The sequence below is a fragment of the Acinetobacter sp. PC34 genome, assembly GCF_051789135.1.
In the GTDB taxonomy this organism is placed as follows: domain Bacteria; phylum Pseudomonadota; class Gammaproteobacteria; order Pseudomonadales; family Moraxellaceae; genus Acinetobacter; species Acinetobacter johnsonii.
In genome coordinates, this window is the sequence record NZ_CP196664.1 from 1,597,091 (window position 1) to 1,616,962 (window position 19,872).

Sequence of the window (19,872 nt, forward strand, 5' to 3'; positions counted from 1 at the left end):
TCCTCGGTTGTGGTTATTGTTTTATATTTAAATTAGCGCGATTTAAAAAAAAAGCAAATACTTTACAGTCATAGCTCTCAATAAAATAACAAGTTAATTACGTCTTATTGTTCTTAATGAGCCTTAAGCTGGCGACAGAATACGGTCATTGAAGAAAAAGTGGCGCATTTGAGACGTGCTGAGCTTCATGCGCTTTGTTCCGTTACATAGCGCTGGTGTGACTTTTAAACGTGACAGAGTAGGCAGTAATGCGCTCTGGAAATCCTGCGGCGTGATTTTTTTAGGAATATAGTTTGGCCAGTGCAATTGAGCATATTGGTGTGCGTGTAAACCATTGAGCCAAAAAGGAAAAACATAGTCATCGTGATCTGAGGTCATCGCCCAGCCTTGCTGTTCAGCGTTGTAAAGCCCCCAAAGAATACCGCAGTACATCATGCCTCTTAGAATATTGATTTTTAAATATAAATGATTTGAAATCGGTTGTAGTTTCAAAATTTTGTACATAGCGTTATGTCATTAAGGAACATGACGCTATTTTAAATAATTAAGATGAAAGTTCAGTGTAAGCTTTGCATAACTATGTAAATAAATATGTCATATCAAAATGTTAGGTTCAAAAAAAACGCCACCTAGGTGACGTTTTATTATGCTTTCATGGTGGCAAGCTGTTGCCAGTATTGTGCTTTCAGCGAGTCACGTTCTACGCGGAAACCTTGATAATAAAGTTCTGCCAAAAATAGTGCTGCTTTACCGTGTCCAGCGCGTGCAACGCTTTCTAACTGTTGTACTGCTTCTACGAAGTTCATTTGTGATTGAATGGTGTTTACTGCATCCGCATACGCATGTTCTAAGTCATGATGAGAGATTTGTTGAATCATATTAAGCTCCTTATTCTAATTATGATCACTTAAAGGTATTTTTACCTTTAGATATAAATATCACGCTAATGTTAAATATTTATTACAAATTGCTGGAATTGTCAAATATATTGTCGAGTATTCTTCATCTTATTTTGTTTACATGATTAAACAATGAACAATCAAAAGATTGAATATGATAATAAAACAGGAAACTGTATTTTATAAGGAGAATAACATGACAAATACATTAGACGGTTTTGATTTTGATATGCCTCCAACTGTTTCTCAAATTGTAGCGTTGGCGCAATATCACCGAACACTATTAGATGAAGCAGTTTTTCATCAAGAAATTCATCTTGGTGATTTTTGTTTGGCACAACGTAAACGAGTTTATGATTTCACACGTCAGCTTGATGAAAATCAACGGGCTGATTTTTATGAAACATACAATGGAGAGCTAAGACGTATTGCAGATGACGATCCTGCACACCCTGCAGATGCAGAAAATGGTGTTGGGGCTTTCGCCATTATGATTGCATTAGGGGTAATTGCCTTAGTGCTCTATTTTGCAGTTATTCGTAGCATTGTTGGTTAGACTTCTGCTTTACAAACAATCTGACTTGCTGAAATTATGTCCTCTTTAGTATTAATGGGGGCATTTTTCAGCATTTCAACTTGTGATTATGCAATTCGCTACTTACACTAGTTTCACTAGAGGTAGGTTATGCACATTGCGATCCAAAAAATTCTTAAATTAAAATCACAGATTACACTTGTACAAATTTATAATGGTTTGATGGCGTCGATCATTATGCTTATTGTCATTTTATCGAGTATCGCTTTATCTCGGCCCATTTCCCCAAACCAATTTGAAAATGTAAGTCGCTTATCTCATCAAGCGACTTTCCCAGAAACACAAGAGATGGCTCAAGATCTGGTTTTGGAAAACCAGATTTCCTATATTGATTACTTTAGATTAATGCAGGCTCATCAGTTTGAGCAGAATCGGGCGAAGCAGCTTCCGGCATTGGCTCCGGAGGTTCAATAATCGCAGGAATTTGATCAGGATGCGGCATGCTTTGCTTAATATTCGGGTCAAGATTCAATTCTAAAATATGTCGAAGTTGCTCTTTATCTAAAGCATTACTGACAATCACAAGGGTAAGACTTTCAGGGTGAATGTGTTTACGTATCGCATTTTGGACATCTAAAGGCGTGATCTCAGCTAAACGTTTTGGGTAGTCTGCTAAATAATTCGCATCTTGTTGATAAAACCCTATGGACCCCAGTTGTGCATTGATGTTTGCATTGCTGCTATAGCTGTTGGGTAGGCTGCGTAACATACCGGCTTTAGTTTCTTCTAACTGCTGTGCATCAATTGGTTGATGGACAAAGTCAACTAGGGCTTTATGCGCCACTTGTATGCTGTCCATGAGCTGATCTTGCTGGGTTGAATAACTTAGACTAAAACTTCCAGCCGCTTGGCTAAATGTAAAAGCACTGTTTGCTCCATAGGTGTATCCACGCTTAACGCGTAGTTCTTTCATTAAAATGGAGCTAAATCCACCCCCACCCAACATACGGTTAGCTAGTTCGAGCGCCAAACGATCCTGATTATCCCGCGTGGTTGATAGATGTCCCATGGTGACATGGGCTTGAGTTGAATTAAACAGAATGTGTTGAATATCAAAGTTAGGTTTATCTTGCGGTACAGCAAGTGGCTTTGCTGCTTCACCTTGTGGGAGGGCTGCACTTATTCGTTCAGCCAGTTTCTGTGCTTGTTTCACACTGAGTTGGCCTGTCAGTGCAATATTCATATTTTGACTAACCAAAAACTCATCTCTGAATTTTTTTAAGTGCTGAGTCGTAATTTTTTTAATACTGCCATTGGTTCCTGTAATCGGTTCCGCATAAGGGTGCGAACCGTAGAGCGCGCGATAAAAGCGAATACTCATCAATCGACTAGGGCTTTCTTTCAACTGCTTCTGGCCCACTTGGGTATTGCTCACCATCAAATTAATACTGTTATTTTTAAAAGTAGAGTCTTTTAATACTTCAAGCATGGTACTCACTGCAGCATCTAGTTTTTTAGGGTCAGACAATGAACGCAGTCGAACCACAAACATGTCACGGTGTGCAGCTACACTAAAACGAGCCCCGACTTGTTCAAAGGCATTCGCGATTTCAACCGCATCATGTTGCGTAGTGCCTTCATCGATGAGTTGTGCTGCCATATTGGCAACGCCATATAGTCCTTTTTCTACTTCTATATCTCGTGCAGAGCCTGCATTAAAGGTAAGTTGAATATCCACCATGGGTAAGGCGGGTGACTCAACAAATAGACTTCGAACTTTGTATTTGTTTTTAAGTTCGTGTACATGTGGTGCTGTATAAAAGTCGCTGGCTTGAACTTGTTTTAAGCTTTGTAGAGAAGCAACAGACTGTAATGTACGTGGGTCATCATTGCTAATACTGCTTGTACTTACATCTGCAATTACATTGGTAGTGCAAAAGGTAGACATGGTAATAAATAATAGGTGAAAGATGGTCTTTTGATTTTTCATTATTTTGTGGCCTTCTTTTCTGGTTGAAGGTACAACGTACTTAAGTTATTACGAACAAAAGCAGTTTGAGCAACGTGCTGAATATCTTCAGGTGTAACCGCTTCAAAATGCTGTGGAAGCTGATCCATCAGTCGATAATTCAAGCCATTCACGGCTAAGTTTCCAATCATCTTTGCTTGCCCGATAATGTCATCTTGACCATAAATTAAGTTTGCAACGAAGCGTGTACTTATCCGTTCTAGCTCTTGTGGTTGAACAAGTTCTGTTTGGAGTCGCTCAATTTCATGTTCAATGGCTTTTTGTAGTTCGGGAAGTTCCACGCCAGTGACAGGAAGTGCGGAGATACTAAATAGACTGTCTCCACGGTTATAAGGGTCATAACTGACACTCAGTGCGGTCGCTAATTTTTTGTCGCGTACAAGGCGCTGTTGTAATCGAGAGCTGATCCCGCTATCTAACAAGCTTCGAATAAGTGTGAGCGCGTAAACATCTTCTGGATTGGCTGTTGTTGCAAGTGATTTGACATTCCAAGCCATATATAAATTGGGCACTTCAACATTGGTATTTTGTTCCATGTGACGGTAACCAATGTTTTCAAACTCAGTCACATCATTGCGTACAGGTGTTGGATGACTTTTGATGTCGCCAAAGTATTTTTGAACTTGTCGGAGCGCGGATTCTGCATTGACATCACCCACAATCACCAAGATCGCATTGTTTGGGCTATACCATTTTTGATACCACTGTTTGACATCATCTAGACTTATATTTTGCAAGTGTTTCATGTGGCCAATGACGGGTTGACGATAGTGACTTGTGGGATACGAAATCCATTTGAAACGTTCGAAAGCGAGTGAGCGTGGGTTGTCATCGGTACGCAGGCGCCTCTCCTCCATCGCCACTTTAATTTCAGGGTCAAAGTCTTGTTTCCGTAGTAAGAGATTGCGCATACGATCGGCTTCAAGTTCTAAAGCCATCGGAAAGTAAGTTTTGGGATAAAGCTGATAGTAATTGGTGTAATTGGTAAATGTTGCAGCATTTACTGTACCGCCATAGATTCGACTTAAGCGACTGAATTCGTCATTGGGAACTTTGGATGTGCCTTTAAACATCATGTGTTCCAGCACATGCGAAATACCCGTTATATTTCCAGACTCGTCGGTGCTGCCGACTTTGTACCAAATTTGGGTCATGACCATTGGGGAGCGGTGATCTTCACGGATAATCACCTGCAAGCCATTGCTTAAAGTAGTTTCAAAACTACTGCGGGTAAGTTCACTGCGTATTTGTGCATGGGTAGTTATAGGTAAACAAAGTAGAGTTAAACCCAGTGCAACTAATCTTTTTTTATAAGAATGCGTGACTAATAAGTGGTGCATATAAAATTTGGGCTCAGGTTGAAGTGAAGTTAAAGCATTTCAATAAATAACCATTCTTAAGAAAAATGCGAAGTAGATCAAGCGCCAGAAGTATTGATTTGTTAAGTGTTTACATAAAGTATTGTTGCTAAGCGAAAGCCTATCTTTTATGGTAGAATCCGTCTTTTTTAACGCAGTGCTTTTCAAGGATTCGGCATGCAACAGCAATCTAATGAGCAGAACAAATTTTTGATTGATGCTGATATCGGGGATGACGATGTCACACTACCAAGTTTACCTGTGGTCAATGTGCCAATCGTTGAAACAAAAGAGCAAACAGTTGTTAGTTCAGTTGTGGTTGCTGAAACAAGTGCAGAAGAAGCAGATACATCTGTAAAAGGCGGTTTCTTTAGTCGCATGAAAGAAGGGTTAACCAAAACCCGTAAAAACCTTGCCGATGGTATGGTCAATATTTTGATCGGCGGTAAGGAAATTGATGATGAACTGCTTGAAGAAGTTGAAGAACAGCTTTTAGTAGCCGACATTGGTGTAGATGCAACGAAAACCATTATTGCTAACTTGACTGAACGTACTGCACGTGGCGATTTAATTTACTCGCACTCGCTCTATAAAGCGCTTCAAGAAGAGTTGGTCGCTTTACTTGCACCACGTGTGAAATCTTTACACATCGATCCGAACAAAACGCCTTATGTGATTTTGGTGGTGGGTGTAAACGGTGTGGGTAAAACCACAACCATTGGTAAATTGGCAAAACGCTTACAAGGTGAAGGCAAGAAAGTGATGCTTGCTGCGGGGGATACTTTCCGTGCGGCAGCGACTGAGCAGCTTCAAATTTGGGGTGAACGTAATAATATTGCCGTAGTCGCACAAGGCCATGGTGCTGACAGCGCTTCCGTAATTTTCGATGCGTTTGAAAGTGCGCGTGCGAAAGGTGTTGATGTCTTGATCGCAGATACCGCAGGTCGTTTACATAATAAAGGTCATCTCATGCAAGAGTTGACCAAAGTAAAACGTGTCATGCAAAAAATTGATGCGACTGCGCCACACGAAGTTATGTTGGTGGTCGATGCAGGAACGGGTCAAAATGCGATTAATCAAGTAGAAATGTTTGATGAGGCAGTTGGCTTGACAGGCCTGACGATTACTAAACTCGATGGTACTGCGAAAGGTGGTGTACTATTTAATATTGCCAGTCGTACGCATGTTCCAATTCGCTTCATTGGTGTCGGTGAGAAAATTGACGACTTACGTCCTTTCTCTGCAAAATCCTTTGTTGCTGCTTTGTTCGAAACAGAGAAATAAGATTGAACAGCACAATTTTAAAGTGTTAGATCAGTCACATAAACTCCGCTAAATGCGGAGTTTATTTTTTGATTCAATTTGTTTGTTTTAAAAACAAACATTTAGAAATCACGTAATGAATATAAGTGATTCTCCTGCGATTACACTAGCGCCTAACACAATAGGCATCACTGTACATTTTGGGGAACACGGTATGGCTTTATTACATAAAATTGGACAAGTTCTAACAACTGACTTAACCAAAGACTTAAAATTTAAAAAAAATCACGAAGAAGACCTAAAACAAACTACATTTATCGATCAACTAAAAAAGCGACGTAGTATTTATGTTTTAGGGAAGCGTGTACATTTAAGTCAGGTGTATTTAGCTGAATTGATCCAAGAGGCTGTGCGAAGTTGCCTTCGGCACATAATTCACAAAGTACTTGTATTGTGATTTTAATGGGCGATTCACATCATCACTTTTGGAATGTCGTAAAAGAAGTGCAGCGCAAGTTAGTCCCCGCGTATATTTTTGCTGGTGTAGAACTGAAGGTTGATCAATGCTCGGCAGGATTTGGTACAGTTCTATTCTATGAAGATCAGCAGATCATTCAAAAATTACAAAAGAAAATTCCTTTTGATGCGGCAGAATTTCCAGTTTGGTCAGAGCAAGTTTCAGGTATGGCCCAATATGCTGTATGGACTTGTCTAGCAGATGCAGGTTTGGGTGCGTCATTACAACATTATAACCCGAGTATTGATGCTGATATCTCCAAGGTTTTTGAGATTCCAAAACATAGGCTGTTACGTGCGCAATTGGTCTTTGGTTCGATAGAGGAAAAAGCCGCTGAAAAAGAATATTATAAAGATGAAGAGCGCTTTATGATTTATGCATAATGACACGGAATAATCTTTAGTGGTTTCTAGATCAAGTTTTGTAATGTTATGGCATATTGTTCTATTTTTAAGACACTATGTCGCTGAATTAAGCATGTTCAAATTTGAAATTATAGCTATGATGAGTATGAATCTGCATATAACAAGATCGTGAGATCGCTGAGGAAAATAACATGTCATTTTTAGACCACATCAAACAACGTCGTACCATTTATGCTGTTGGTAAAAATGTAGCATTAACACCAGAACAAATTGAATCTGTAATTAAAGAAGCGGTAAATCTCAGTCCTTCTGCATTTAACTCACAGACTTCTCGTATTGTGACTTTGTTTGGTGAGTCGCATTTGCAGTTTTGGAATATCGTGCGTGAAACTTTACGTAAAATTGTTCCAGAAGCTGCTTTTGAAGGTACAAATACCAAAATTAATAGCTTTGCTGCAGGCTATGGTACGGTTTTATTTTACGAAGACCAAGACGTTGTAAAATCATTGCAGGAACAATTTGCGCTTTATGCGGATAATTTCCCAGTGTGGTCTGAACATTCTTCTGCAATTGCTCAATTTGCCGTATGGACTGCGTTATCTGAACAAAATATTGGTGCGTCATTACAGCATTACAATCCAATCGTAGATGCTGAGATTGCAGAGATCTTCGATATCCCTGCGAATTGGAAACTTCGTGCACAACTTGTTTTTGGTTCGATTGAAGCACCTGCGGGTGAGAAAACATTTATGGCGGAAGCGGATCGCTTTAAAACATTCAATTAATAATTGGTTTTTAAAATGAAAAAGAGCAGAGTAAGTCTGCTCTTTTTTTTGTTTTGAGACTTATCTTTAAAATATAAAAGCTTAGCACTATATATTGTAGTGTTGAGTTGGTTCTAAGCTCAGAAATTGTCATAAAATTGTCATTTATACACTGCATAGTGCAACTAAACTTTAATAAACCATCGATAGAGTGTAAAAAATGACCTTACGCATAACCCTTGCAACAATAGCATTGATGTTGAGTTCTTCAGTATTTTCAGCAGTGACTATTACTGCTCCAGAGGAAATAAAAATTGAAGGCTTAAATGGGCAAGAGGTTAAGAGTCGTTTATTTAGTTCTGACAATAAATATAATATTGATGCGGGGGAAAATATTATCAGTGTTCGCTATACCCAATTTTTTGAAGAGCATCCGGGTATTGGCTCACACGATATTGTTCGCTCAGGGATTGTGAATATTAAGACCCCAATTTTACAAGACCAACAGTCTTACCGTTTGGCACTGATCAATCCTCCACAAAACCATGATGATGCAAAAGCTTATGCCAAGCAGCCGATCTTTGGTCTCTACAATGCCAAAAATCAGTTACTGGTTGAGCAAAAGGGCAGTAAAACTCAAAATGCAGGCATTCTTCAAAATCTATTTACTGATGCACCAACCGATCTAACTCAAAAAGCAACGACAGTGGTACAACCTGCACCGGTCTATACGTCACAAGCTGTTGTTGCGAAAGCTGGAACAGATAAACAAAAAGATTTAACAAGTTCTGGCAATGCTCAACAATTAATTAATACTTGGAAAAGTGCATCTAAATCTGAACGCCAAGCGTTTATGGCTTGGCTTGCTGAACAAGCACAGTAGCTGGTACATTCTAAAAAAAACAGCGTTAGCTGTTTTTTTTATTTAGATAGCGCATTTATATGGTAGTCAACTTGACTATAATTTAATCTAAAATGTATGTTTTGCTTTAAAAATAACCAGTCGAATGGGTTTTTTGAATTATTTATTTAAATGTACTTGCGCTGCAAATAAAACTGTATAGAATACCCAGCACACCAACGCAATGTAGTGAATAACTTGAAGCGAAGGTCTTGCTGATGACGAATCAGCAAGAAGATCATTAAGAGATTATGAAGAACAACTTGTGTGGATTTTTACTGATTGATCGATCGAAAATATTTCATTGATTGAAGGTAAAAATTACTCGAAGTTTATTTGAGAAATATTTGTCAGAAAATTGATGAGCCAAGATTTGTAGCCATAAGCTACTAATGATTTTAACTGAAGAGTTTGATCATGGCTCAGATTGAACGCTGGCGGCAGGCTTAACACATGCAAGTCGAGCGGGGAAGGGTAGCTTGCTACCTGACCTAGCGGCGGACGGGTGAGTAATGCTTAGGAATCTGCCTATTAGTGGGGGACAACATTCCGAAAGGAATGCTAATACCGCATACGCCCTACGGGGGAAAGCAGGGGATCTTCGGACCTTGCGCTAATAGATGAGCCTAAGTCAGATTAGCTAGTTGGTGGGGTAAAGGCCTACCAAGGCGACGATCTGTAGCGGGTCTGAGAGGATGATCCGCCACACTGGGACTGAGACACGGCCCAGACTCCTACGGGAGGCAGCAGTGGGGAATATTGGACAATGGGCGAAAGCCTGATCCAGCCATGCCGCGTGTGTGAAGAAGGCCTTTTGGTTGTAAAGCACTTTAAGCGAGGAGGAGGCTACTTGGATTAATACTCTAGGATAGTGGACGTTACTCGCAGAATAAGCACCGGCTAACTCTGTGCCAGCAGCCGCGGTAATACAGAGGGTGCGAGCGTTAATCGGATTTACTGGGCGTAAAGCGTGCGTAGGCGGCTTTTTAAGTCGGATGTGAAATCCCTGAGCTTAACTTAGGAATTGCATTCGATACTGGGAAGCTAGAGTATGGGAGAGGATGGTAGAATTCCAGGTGTAGCGGTGAAATGCGTAGAGATCTGGAGGAATACCGATGGCGAAGGCAGCCATCTGGCCTAATACTGACGCTGAGGTACGAAAGCATGGGGAGCAAACAGGATTAGATACCCTGGTAGTCCATGCCGTAAACGATGTCTACTAGCCGTTGGGGCCTTTGAGGCTTTAGTGGCGCAGCTAACGCGATAAGTAGACCGCCTGGGGAGTACGGTCGCAAGACTAAAACTCAAATGAATTGACGGGGGCCCGCACAAGCGGTGGAGCATGTGGTTTAATTCGATGCAACGCGAAGAACCTTACCTGGTCTTGACATAGTAAGAACTTTCCAGAGATGGATTGGTGCCTTCGGGAACTTACATACAGGTGCTGCATGGCTGTCGTCAGCTCGTGTCGTGAGATGTTGGGTTAAGTCCCGCAACGAGCGCAACCCTTTTCCTTATTTGCCAGCGGGTTAAGCCGGGAACTTTAAGGATACTGCCAGTGACAAACTGGAGGAAGGCGGGGACGACGTCAAGTCATCATGGCCCTTACGACCAGGGCTACACACGTGCTACAATGGTCGGTACAAAGGGTTGCTACCTAGCGATAGGATGCTAATCTCAAAAAGCCGATCGTAGTCCGGATTGGAGTCTGCAACTCGACTCCATGAAGTCGGAATCGCTAGTAATCGCGGATCAGAATGCCGCGGTGAATACGTTCCCGGGCCTTGTACACACCGCCCGTCACACCATGGGAATTTGTTGCACCAGAAGTAGGTAGTCTAACCGCAAGGAGGACGCTTACCACGGTGTGGCCGATGACTGGGGTGAAGTCGTAACAAGGTAGCCGTAGGGGAACCTGCGGCTGGATCACCTCCTTAACGAAAGATTGACGATTGGTAAGAATCCACAACAAGTTGTTCTTCATGACGATGTATCTGAGGGTCTGTAGCTCAGTTGGTTAGAGCACACGCTTGATAAGCGTGGGGTCACAAGTTCAAGTCTTGTCAGACCCACCAAATCTGACTAACAAGCATTGTTAAATGCTGAATACAGAAAACAGAAACATTGACTTATTGATAAGCTGGGGACTTAGCTTAGTTGGTAGAGCGCCTGCTTTGCACGCAGGAGGTCAGGAGTTCGACTCTCCTAGTCTCCACCATAGATTATAGAATTTAGTAAGTTAAAGCTTATTAACTTCTGTGATTTATCACAGTTTCCTGACCTGACGAAGGCTGGAAAAATCATTAACAGAATATATTTGAGTTGAAATAATTTGTTCATACTCGTTTTTAAGATTGACATTAACAGTGATTTATTACTGATTGATGAAGATTGAAGAAATGAGTTACTAGCGAAATTAACTGAATCAAGCGTTTTGGTATGTGAATTGAATTGAAGCTGTACGGTGTTTAAGTACACAGAGCAACAAACTGTATGATCGAGCAATCGATCTGTCCTAGTACTACTTGTAGGTGCTACGACTGTTTGGGGTTGTATAGTCAAGTAATTAAGTGCATGTGGTGGATGCCTTGGCAGTCAGAGGCGATGAAAGACGTAATAGCCTGCGATAAGCTCCGGGGAGGCGGCAAATATCCTGTGATCCGGAGATTTCTGAATGGGGAAACCCACCTGTCATAAGGCAGGTATCGTATGATGAATACATAGTCATACGAGGCGAACGAGGGGAAGTGAAACATCTCAGTACCCTTAGGAAAAGAAATCAATTGAGATTCCCTCAGTAGCGGCGAGCGAACGGGGAAAAGCCCATTAAGTCATATAAGTTCTAGTGGAATGCTCTGGGAAGTGCAACCATAGTGGGTGATAGTCCTGTACACGAAAGGGCTTATATGATGATGTCGAGTAGGGCGGGGCACGTGAAACCTTGTCTGAATATGGGGGGACCATCCTCCAAGGCTAAATACTCCTGACTGACCGATAGTGAACCAGTACCGTGAGGGAAAGGCGAAAAGAACCCCTGTGAGGGGAGTGAAATAGATCCTGAAACCGCATGCATACAAGCAGTGGGAGCCGACTTGTTCGGTGACTGCGTACCTTTTGTATAATGGGTCAGCGACTTACATTCAGTAGCGAGGTTAACCGCATAGGGGAGCCGTAGAGAAATCGAGTCTTAATAGGGCGTTTAGTTGCTGGGTGTAGACCCGAAACCGGGTGATCTATCCATGAGCAGGTTGAAGGTTGGGTAACACTAACTGGAGGACCGAACCCACTGTCGTTGAAAAGCCAGGGGATGACTTGTGGATAGGGGTGAAAGGCTAATCAAACTCGGTGATAGCTGGTTCTCCCCGAAAGCTATTTAGGTAGCGCCTCGGACGAATACCATTGGGGGTAGAGCACTGTTTCGGCTAGGGGGTCATCCCGACTTACCAAACCGATGCAAACTCCGAATACCAATGAGTACTATCCGGGAGACAGACTGCGGGTGCTAACGTCCGTAGTCAAGAGGAAAACAATCCAGACCGCCAGCTAAGGCCCCAAAATTATAGTTAAGTGGGAAACGATGTGGGAAGGCATAGACAGCTAGGAGGTTGGCTTAGAAGCAGCCACCCTTTAAAGAAAGCGTAATAGCTCACTAGTCGAGTCGGCCTGCGCGGAAGATGTAACGGGGCTAAAACTATATGCCGAAGCTGCGGATTTGCAATTTATTGCAAGTGGTAGGGGAGCGTTCTGTAAGCCGATGAAGGTGTATTGAGAAGTATGCTGGAGGTATCAGAAGTGCGAATGCTGACGTGAGTAACGACAATGCGAGTGAAAAACTCGCACGCTGAAAGACCAAGGGTTCCAGTCCAACGTTAATCGGGGCTGGGTGAGTCGACCCCTAAGGCGAGGCCGAGAGGCGTAGTCGATGGGAAATTGGTTAATATTCCAATACTTCTATGTAATGCGATGAGAGGACGGAGAAGGTTAAGTCAGCCTGGCGTTGGTTGTCCAGGTGGAAGGTTGTAGGCATGTATCTTAGGCAAATCCGGGGTACTCTATGCTGAGAACTGATAGCAAGCTGTACTTGTACAGTGAAGTGGCTGATACCATGCTTCCAGGAAAAGTCTCTAAGCTTCAGTTACATAGGAATCGTACCCGAAACCGACACAGGTGGTCAGGTCGAGTAGACCAAAGCGCTTGAGAGAACTCTGCTGAAGGAACTAGGCAAAATGGTACCGTAACTTCGGGAGAAGGTACGCTGCCGACGGTGATAGGATTTACTCCTTGAGCTATTGGCAGCCACAGAAACCAGGCCCCTGCAACTGTTTATTAAAAACATAGCACTCTGCAAACACGAAAGTGGACGTATAGGGTGTGATGCCTGCCCGGTGCTGGAAGGTTAATTGATGGGGTTAGCGTAAGCGAAGCTCTTGATCGAAGCCCCAGTAAACGGCGGCCGTAACTATAACGGTCCTAAGGTAGCGAAATTCCTTGTCGGGTAAGTTCCGACCTGCACGAATGGCATAATGATGGGGGCGCTGTCTCCAGCAGAGACTCAGTGAAATCGAATTCGCCGTGAAGATGCGGTGTACCCGCGGCTAGACGGAAAGACCCCGTGAACCTTTACTGCAGCTTGACATTGAACTTTGATCTTACTTGTGTAGGATAGGTGGGAGGCTTTGAAACCGAGACGCTAGTTTCGGTGGAGCCAATCTTGAAATACCACCCTGGTAATATTGAGGTTCTAACTCTGCTCCATTATCTGGAGCGAGGACCATGTCTGGTGGGTAGTTTGACTGGGGCGGTCTCCTCCTAAAGAGTAACGGAGGAGTACGAAGGTGCGCTCAGCGTGGTCGGAAATCACGCGTAGAGTATAAAGGCAAAAGCGCGCTTAACTGCGAGACCCACAAGTCGAGCAGGTACGAAAGTAGGTCTTAGTGATCCGGTGGTTCTGTATGGAAGGGCCATCGCTCAACGGATAAAAGGTACTCTGGGGATAACAGGCTGATACCGCCCAAGAGTTCATATCGACGGCGGTGTTTGGCACCTCGATGTCGGCTCATCTCATCCTGGGGCTGAAGCAGGTCCCAAGGGTATGGCTGTTCGCCATTTAAAGAGGTACGCGAGCTGGGTTTAGAACGTCGTGAGACAGTTCGGTCCCTATCTACCGTGGGCGTTGGAAATTTGAGAGGATCTGCTCCTAGTACGAGAGGACCAGAGTGGACGAACCTCTGGTGTACCGGTTGTGACGCCAGTCGCATCGCCGGGTAGCTATGTTCGGAAGGGATAACCGCTGAAAGCATCTAAGCGGGAAGCCTACCTCAAGATAAGATTTCCCTAGGACTTTATGTCCTCTAAAGAGCCGTTGAAGACTACGACGTTGATAGGTTGGATGTGGAAGCATAGTGATATGTGAAGCTGACCAATACTAATTGCTCGTGAGGCTTGACTATACAACACCCAAACAGTTGGTGTTGTGGTTCAAATCACTGCAAACAACTTGATTTAGTTATAAAGCTAGATACAATATCCAACTCAAATATACCTGTTAATAACTCATTTGATGAAAGTTAGGCATACACAATGTGTAAATAAGACCCAACGAATAGTCATAAACAGTTGTGCTGGCGACAATAGCAAGAGTGAACCACCTGATCCCTTCCCGAACTCAGAAGTGAAACCTCTTAGCGCTGATGGTAGTGTGGAGTTATCCATGTGAGAGTAAGTCATCGCCAGCTCATTAATTCTAAATCCCCCTCCGCTTAAAGCAGAGGGGGATTTTTTTATGCTGAAAAGATTAAAATAATAAAAATAAATAATTATTAATAGGGAAAAAGAGATAGAGAACAAGTGAAATAGCTTATCTATAAGGGCCTAAATGGTAAAAAGCCAGCAGTTGCTGACTTTTATGTCTTATTTAAAAGAGGTTACAGAGCATCTTTTAAGTTTTTTTGATGTGCTTTAACCTGTTTGGCATATTTCTTTCCTTGACGCTTCATTTTCCAGGTCGAATGGTATCCTGTTGGACCGACATTATAATAAGCCAAAGCTTTGGGCCAACTTTCTGCTTTTTGGTTATAGCTAGCGAGAATATAGGTGCCACAATTAATATTATTAATCTCTTCAAATAAATCGCCAGGGCAGGTTTGTTGCCAATAGCGTGGGATAACTTGAGTAAGTCCAATAGCACCAGCAGGGGAAACGGCATAATTTCTATAGCTAGACTCTTGTCTTATGACTGCTGCAACTAGTAATGGATCCACATTATAACGATCTGCACTTTGTACAATCATAGGTGCAATACGTAGTGCTGTTGTTGGTTCAACAGCATATGCCTTTTGAATGCCATTGGCTAATTTTGCTGAACGCTTTTCAACTGAACCGCCACCAAGTGATGAACAACCAGTAAATATTAAAGTTGTTGTTAAAATTAAAACAGATTTAGCTTTAATATGAGATGTTGGCAAGTATCGTTGATAATTCAGCAAACTGTATATCCATTGGTATAATGTCTGAGAAGATCATATTGAGCTGTGCAATTACAGTCAAGTTGAGACAGAAGGTACTATTTTATGGTTTTGTTAAATCCGTACTTTATTTAAGCTAAATAGAGGCGATTAATTGAAATTCTAGATTTTATGCTGTTAGTAGATCCACTTGCAAAGATAGTTTTGTCATATAACCCCATAGTATTTAACTTTTTTATAGGTGATTGCATGGACAAGTCAAAGAAATTCTTCTTGCTTATAACAAATAGCCTAAGCAGTATCTAAGTTGGTAAGACTTACTATTCTCCAAATATTAAATTTGCTCAATAAATCTAAGTTCTGTGATAGCGATACGTTTTTTGAAGCCCAACAAATAAGTTCAGCCGTTGTTAGATAGCATGAATTTAAGTCCAGTAATTTCTACTTTTATATTACTTCAATGTGAGGCCATAATCTTCTATTTATAAAAACTATGGCATCAACATATCTGAATGAGATGTTTTATATTATTTCAATTCGCTCGATGACTTTCCGAGTTCACGGCGTGCGATAATGAGTTGCTGAATTTGTTGCGTACCTTCAAAAATATCTAGAATTTTAGAATCTCTTGCCCATTTTTCTAAAAGCTCATCTTCGTTGTAACCAACCGTTGACGCAAGTTCGACGCACTTAAGGGTAATTTCATTACAAATTCGACCAGCTTTGGCTTTGGAAATGGAGGCTTCCTTTGAGTTCGGTTTCTTGTTATCTGCCATCCATGCGGCTTTTAAGGTCAGTAAACGTGCTGCTTCCCATTCGGCTTCCATACGATAAATTTGACTCACAATATGAGTCGTTTGTAAGTATGGGGTTATATATTGAGGATCTAAACAATCGCTGAAGATCTCTTTAATGCGTTCTAGTGAGGCCTTGGCACAGCCTATAGCCATCGCTGCAACGAGCGGACGGGTATTATCAAAAGTTTCCATCACGCCAGCAAAGCCTTTAGCAATGTCAATTTCCGCATTTCCTAGTAAGTTATTGGCTGGCACTCGGCAGTCGATTAAACGAATAACTGCGGTATCAGAGGCTTTGATTCCTAGCTTATGTTCTAAACGTTCCACTGTCATGCCAGCAGTTCCTTTAGGAATTACAAAAGATTTGATCGCTGAACGGCCTAATTTTTTATCCATCGTTGCCCAAACGACGATAGCGTCAGCACGCTCTCCTGAAGTCACGAAAATCTTTTCACCATTTAAGATGTAATCTTCACCATCTTTTATTGCTGTGGTGCGAATCGCGGCTGAGTCCGAACCACAGTTTGGTTCAGTGATTGCCATGGCTGCCCATGTGTTTTTGAAAAGCTCTAACTGCTCTTCATTGGCAACAGCTGCAATTGCTGAGTTTCCCAACCCTTGGCGGGGCATTGATAGAAGTAAAGCGGTGTCTCCATAACACATTTCAATTACACTTAAAGCGGTAGAGAGATTCACTCCATTTTTATTGCCTTGTTCATTGGTGCCCCGCTTACCGATAGCAGCACCCGCGTTCATACCTTCACCGCCTTCATTCATACCATCGACCAAAGATGCCAACATATCCAGTTCTTTAGGATAGCTGTGTTCAGCTTTGTCGTATTTTCGGGAGATAGGTCGAAGTACATTGATGGCCACTTGGTGGGCTTGATCAATCAGTAATTTAAATTTTTTAGGGTTTTGTAAATTCATGCCAGTTTTCCTTTTTATTATGCATGTAGACCAGAGTGAACAATCGCTGTTGCACGTAAATCACGATACCAACGCTCAACAGGGTGTTCTTTGGTGAATCCGTGCCCACCTAAAATCTGTACACCATCGGTGCCAATTTTCATGGCTTTTTCGGCACAAAGTAAGCGTGCTAAATAGGCTTCACGGTGAAATGTCTGCCCAGATTCAGCTAGACTTGCGGCATTTAGAATGAGCATACGCATGGCATCAATTTCGATGGACATATCGGCAATCATAAATGCAACACTTTGACGGTGAGAAATTGGTTCACCAAAGGCGGTACGTTCATTGGCATATTCAATACAATATTTTTTGACCGCTTCACATGTGCCGACCGCCATTGCACACCACATTAAATTGCCGAGGTCTAAAAATGCCGTGTAGTTGAAATCTTCATCACCTAAGCGTAAAGCAGGGGTTTGATTAAAAATTAAAGTTGCTGTTTCCGTTGCTTTGAGTCCCATAGCGGGAGATTTTTTAAACTGAATACTTTCATCCCGTCTGAGAATAAAAACTTCAGCTTGGCCATTAAGTTCAGCACTGACAAGGAAAATATCTGCACTTTCAGCCAATAGTACCAGTGTCTTTTCACCTTGAATAAAATATTGACCATCACATGAAATGGCTTTGGTTTTTAACAGGTAAGGATTAAAAGCAGGCGTAACTTCTTGAATTGCAAAGCTAGCGCGAATGCTACTGTCTTGCACAAAACTATTTAAATATAAAGCTTGTACTTGCTCAGAACCCCATTGTGTAATGGCATTAATTACACTAAAGGTAGAGAGCATACCCGCGGCTAAACTAAAATCACCTTTGGCCAGATGCTCTGCAATAAGTATATTGCTCAAAATATTTTTCTCAGCAGCGACACCACCAAGCGCCTCAGGCAAAGCATAAAAGTTCAGACCTAGCTCTTCAATATATTGCCAAAGTTCTGTTGGAAAAGTTTCATTTTGATCGGCACTTGCGGCTAACGGGTAAAGTATATCGGCGGCAAACTGTGACATGGTGTCGATGGCCATTTGCTGATCTTCTGAATAGCTCAGATCAAATAATGATTTTTCTTGATTGTTGAGTCGCTGTTTATGCAGATCCTTATTGGCTTTAAAGGCTTTTTGTGTTTTTGATAAAGTCTTATAGCCCGCTTTTGAGCCTTGATATAGCGATTTCTCCACAAATTTTCTAAGCTTTAATTGGTCAAGTACGTCGCTACTTGCCATTTTTGTGATCAGTGATAAGCCAAATCCCTGCGCCTTATTTACCATATTTGTCATTATTTTCATCCAGCAGAATTATTCTGTGGTTTTATGCTGACATAGCGGCATACGAATAACTATGTCATGACTGACATGATGTATTGTCAAAGATAAACGGTATGTGGTGTATTTTAAATTATTCTAATATTTTGTTTTTTAAATTTTTTATTGAATCGTTTGGAATTGAAGTGATTGATCAATTGACCAAAATGACATCGCGTCATTTTGGTCAATGTACTTTTAGATAAATTTTTTCACCATTGCACGAACATTGGTTTTCGCTTCAATCACAGTCATAAAGGTATAAGCACCGATGAATTTACGGCTGATAAACATAAACTCTTTGGGTGGAACACTGAAATAACGAGATGCCATCGACTTTGAAGCTTGCTGCATTACACGGCTATGAAGCTGGCTTGCTTTCCAGTCATAAGCAAAGTTTTCACCCATAACACCAGCAGGTAAGTCTGGGTTGTTGCTTGGGCTGCTGAATGCTTCAGTTGCAAGTAAGAAGACTTTAGCCATATCGGGTTTAATGCTTTGAGGGATAGAGTCGAAAAACTCATAGCCTGTCATTGCTTGAACCATTTCTTCACTACTATGATTAAACCCAGCATGAATGAGCTTGCGAGCAACACTAAGTAAGTGTTCATCAAACTGTCGGATTGCACCAAAATCAAGCAGAACGATTTTATCCAAGATGTCATTGCCATTGCCTAAGCGAACGAGGTAATTACCAAAGTTCGGGTCGGTCTGCATTTCACCCCATTCAAAAATCTCGCGTACCGCAATTTCAAGTGATGCTTCACCAAGTTTGTTGCGACGTTCTTGCGGCAGAGACAGCATGACAGGGCTGTTAATCGGCACGCCACGTTCAAATGTCATACACAATACTTGGTCTGTGCAGTAGCCATCTATAATTTGTGGCACGATGTAGCGAGGGTCTTCTTTTAAGCGAGCAGCAAAGCGGCGTGTGGTTGCAGCCTCAATTTTATAATTCACTTCACGGTGCATCATCTCACGAACTTCATCGAACCATTGGTCGAACTCGCGTGTTTGCGGCACCATTCGTGTCAGTTTAAGCATGTTTTTAAACAGGCTCATGTCTGAGTCAATAGCTTCAGCAACGCCTGGATATTGAATTTTCAATACCATCTCTAAACCATCAGACTTGCGCGTTGCACGGTGGACTTGTGCCAGTGATGCAGTGCCCAGTGGCTCATGATCGATGGTCAAATCATCTAGTTTAGAACCCAACTGGCTGTGCAGTTGCTGTTTAATCGCAGGCCACGCTAAAGCGACTGTTTGATTATTTAAAGTATTTAAGGCTTGTGTGATTTCTTCAGGTAGAAAGTGTTCACCATAAAGTGCCATCATTTGGCCAATTTTGACGATAGAACCTTTAAGTTTGCCTATTTCAGAAACAAGATAATCGGCCTGTTCTTTCATTGCTTTTTTGCGTTTCTTTTCTTTTTCTTCTTCGCTAGAAAACATAGTTGTCGCATTAGAAGCAGCCCAACGTGTTCCAGCAAGCAACGAAGCTTTGGCAATCGATAAACGACGATCCATAGAGGAGGTTTTCAGTTGTTTAAGCTTATCGTTGTGATCTGACATAATTCAGTAAAATCCTTTCATCAGCAAGGGCAGCATTTTAGATTGTAACGGATAATATCGTGTATTCACGTATTAAAAAAGTTCAACTTGCTGAATCTAGAGTTAAAAAAGGCCATAAGTGTTAAGCAACCATCTAAATAA

12 protein-coding genes, 2 tRNA genes, 3 rRNA genes and 1 pseudogene are annotated in these 19,872 nt (G+C 41.8%); 10 read left to right on the forward strand and 8 right to left on the reverse strand.

Annotated elements, in window-relative coordinates; genetic code table 11:
• Nucleotides 1-123 precede the first annotated feature (123 nt).
• Both ACSC9N_RS07775 and ACSC9N_RS07780 read right to left on the reverse strand, forming a co-directional pair.
• The gene (locus tag ACSC9N_RS07775) at nt 124-504 is read right to left on the reverse strand and encodes a DUF2750 domain-containing protein (protein ID WP_004984635.1); all 381 of its coding nucleotides are present in this window, start codon (nt 502-504) and stop codon (nt 124-126) included.
• A 140-nt stretch (nt 505-644) separates the two neighbouring features.
• Nucleotides 645-878, reverse strand: a complete 234-nt coding sequence (locus tag ACSC9N_RS07780) for a hypothetical protein (RefSeq protein WP_004697075.1) — start codon at nt 876-878, stop codon at nt 645-647.
• A 217-nt stretch (nt 879-1,095) separates the two neighbouring features.
• Here ACSC9N_RS07780 and ACSC9N_RS07785 point away from each other — a divergent pair, with 217 nt between their 5' ends.
• Complete coding sequence (locus ACSC9N_RS07785) at nt 1,096-1,455, forward strand: hypothetical protein (protein ID WP_004697078.1); 360 nt, start codon at nt 1,096-1,098, stop codon at nt 1,453-1,455.
• Nucleotides 1,456-1,831: 376 nt separating this feature from the next.
• On the opposite strand, the gene ACSC9N_RS07790 is transcribed toward ACSC9N_RS07785, so the two are convergent.
• Nucleotides 1,832-3,424: a M16 family metallopeptidase gene (locus ACSC9N_RS07790; RefSeq protein WP_010326773.1), complete on the reverse strand. Its 1,593-nt coding sequence runs from the start codon at nt 3,422-3,424 to the stop codon at nt 1,832-1,834.
• The gene (locus ACSC9N_RS07795) at nt 3,424-4,803 is read right to left on the reverse strand and encodes a M16 family metallopeptidase (RefSeq protein WP_010326772.1); all 1,380 of its coding nucleotides are present in this window, start codon (nt 4,801-4,803) and stop codon (nt 3,424-3,426) included. Before ACSC9N_RS07795 ends, ACSC9N_RS07790 begins: the two co-directional genes overlap by 1 nt.
• Nucleotides 4,804-4,998: 195 nt before the next feature.
• Between ACSC9N_RS07795 and ftsY the strand changes: the two genes are divergently transcribed.
• The 9 genes and pseudogenes from ftsY (at nt 4,999) to rrf (ending at nt 14,366) form a co-directional block, all read left to right on the forward strand.
• Nucleotides 4,999-6,105, forward strand: coding sequence for a signal recognition particle-docking protein FtsY (ftsY, locus tag ACSC9N_RS07800; RefSeq protein ID WP_010326771.1), 1,107 nt, complete (start codon nt 4,999-5,001; stop codon nt 6,103-6,105).
• Between the two features lie 193 nt (nt 6,106-6,298).
• Nucleotides 6,299-6,984: pseudogene (locus tag ACSC9N_RS07805) on the forward strand (nitroreductase family protein).
• 173 nt (nt 6,985-7,157) lie between these two features.
• Complete coding sequence (locus ACSC9N_RS07810) at nt 7,158-7,751, forward strand: nitroreductase family protein (protein ID WP_010326768.1); 594 nt, start codon at nt 7,158-7,160, stop codon at nt 7,749-7,751.
• A gap of 199 nt (nt 7,752-7,950) precedes the next feature.
• Nucleotides 7,951-8,613 (forward strand): DUF2057 family protein, encoded by a 663-nt coding sequence (locus tag ACSC9N_RS07815; protein WP_010326767.1) that lies wholly within the window; start codon nt 7,951-7,953, stop codon nt 8,611-8,613.
• Between the two features lie 417 nt (nt 8,614-9,030).
• Nucleotides 9,031-10,568, forward strand: a 16S ribosomal RNA gene (locus ACSC9N_RS07820).
• 61 nt (nt 10,569-10,629) lie between these two features.
• Nucleotides 10,630-10,706, forward strand: a tRNA-Ile gene (locus tag ACSC9N_RS07825).
• 67 nt (nt 10,707-10,773) lie between these two features.
• Nucleotides 10,774-10,849 (forward strand) — tRNA-Ala (locus ACSC9N_RS07830).
• A 338-nt stretch (nt 10,850-11,187) separates the two neighbouring features.
• Nucleotides 11,188-14,081, forward strand: a 23S ribosomal RNA gene (locus tag ACSC9N_RS07835).
• Between the two features lie 170 nt (nt 14,082-14,251).
• Nucleotides 14,252-14,366: ribosomal RNA gene (gene rrf, locus ACSC9N_RS07840) — 5S ribosomal RNA — on the forward strand.
• The 16S, 23S and 5S rRNA genes sit together here with 2 tRNA genes alongside, the layout of an rRNA operon.
• 189 nt (nt 14,367-14,555) lie before the next feature.
• Here the strand turns inward: rrf and ACSC9N_RS07845 are convergent.
• The 4 genes from ACSC9N_RS07845 to ACSC9N_RS07860 form a co-directional block, all read right to left on the reverse strand.
• Nucleotides 14,556-15,116 (reverse strand): lytic transglycosylase domain-containing protein, encoded by a 561-nt coding sequence (locus tag ACSC9N_RS07845; protein ID WP_010326766.1) that lies wholly within the window; start codon nt 15,114-15,116, stop codon nt 14,556-14,558.
• A 506-nt stretch (nt 15,117-15,622) separates the two neighbouring features.
• Nucleotides 15,623-16,822, reverse strand: a complete 1,200-nt coding sequence (locus ACSC9N_RS07850; RefSeq protein ID WP_094148610.1) for an acyl-CoA dehydrogenase family protein — start codon at nt 16,820-16,822, stop codon at nt 15,623-15,625.
• 17 nt (nt 16,823-16,839) lie between these two features.
• On the reverse strand, nt 16,840-18,126 hold the full coding sequence (locus ACSC9N_RS07855; protein WP_171056741.1) for an acyl-CoA dehydrogenase family protein: 1,287 nt from the start codon (nt 18,124-18,126) through the stop codon (nt 16,840-16,842).
• A gap of 231 nt (nt 18,127-18,357) precedes the next feature.
• A complete protein-coding gene (locus ACSC9N_RS07860) occupies nt 18,358-19,731 on the reverse strand; it encodes an ABC1 kinase family protein (protein WP_010326762.1) in 1,374 nt (457 codons plus the stop codon).
• Nucleotides 19,732-19,872 lie beyond the last annotated feature (141 nt).

What these genes read in the sequence shown, in the direction of transcription:
- ACSC9N_RS07775 (WP_004984635.1), bottom strand. Translation starts at nt 504, where the DNA reads ATGTACAAAATTTTGAAACTACAACCGATTTCAAATCATTTATATTTA.
- ACSC9N_RS07780 (WP_004697075.1), bottom strand. Translation starts at nt 878, where the DNA reads ATGATTCAACAAATCTCTCATCATGACTTAGAACATGCGTATGCGGAT.
- ACSC9N_RS07785 (WP_004697078.1), top strand. Translation starts at nt 1,096, where the DNA reads ATGACAAATACATTAGACGGTTTTGATTTTGATATGCCTCCAACTGTT.
- ACSC9N_RS07790 (WP_010326773.1), bottom strand. Translation starts at nt 3,424, where the DNA reads ATGAAAAATCAAAAGACCATCTTTCACCTATTATTTATTACCATGTCT.
- ACSC9N_RS07795 (WP_010326772.1), bottom strand. Translation starts at nt 4,803, where the DNA reads ATGCACCACTTATTAGTCACGCATTCTTATAAAAAAAGATTAGTTGCA.
- ftsY (WP_010326771.1), top strand. Translation starts at nt 4,999, where the DNA reads ATGCAACAGCAATCTAATGAGCAGAACAAATTTTTGATTGATGCTGAT.
- ACSC9N_RS07810 (WP_010326768.1), top strand. Translation starts at nt 7,158, where the DNA reads ATGTCATTTTTAGACCACATCAAACAACGTCGTACCATTTATGCTGTT.
- ACSC9N_RS07815 (WP_010326767.1), top strand. Translation starts at nt 7,951, where the DNA reads ATGACCTTACGCATAACCCTTGCAACAATAGCATTGATGTTGAGTTCT.
- ACSC9N_RS07850 (WP_094148610.1), bottom strand. Translation starts at nt 16,822, where the DNA reads ATGAATTTACAAAACCCTAAAAAATTTAAATTACTGATTGATCAAGCC.
- ACSC9N_RS07855 (WP_171056741.1), bottom strand. Translation starts at nt 18,126, where the DNA reads ATGGTAAATAAGGCGCAGGGATTTGGCTTATCACTGATCACAAAAATG.
- ACSC9N_RS07860 (WP_010326762.1), bottom strand. Translation starts at nt 19,731, where the DNA reads ATGTCAGATCACAACGATAAGCTTAAACAACTGAAAACCTCCTCTATG.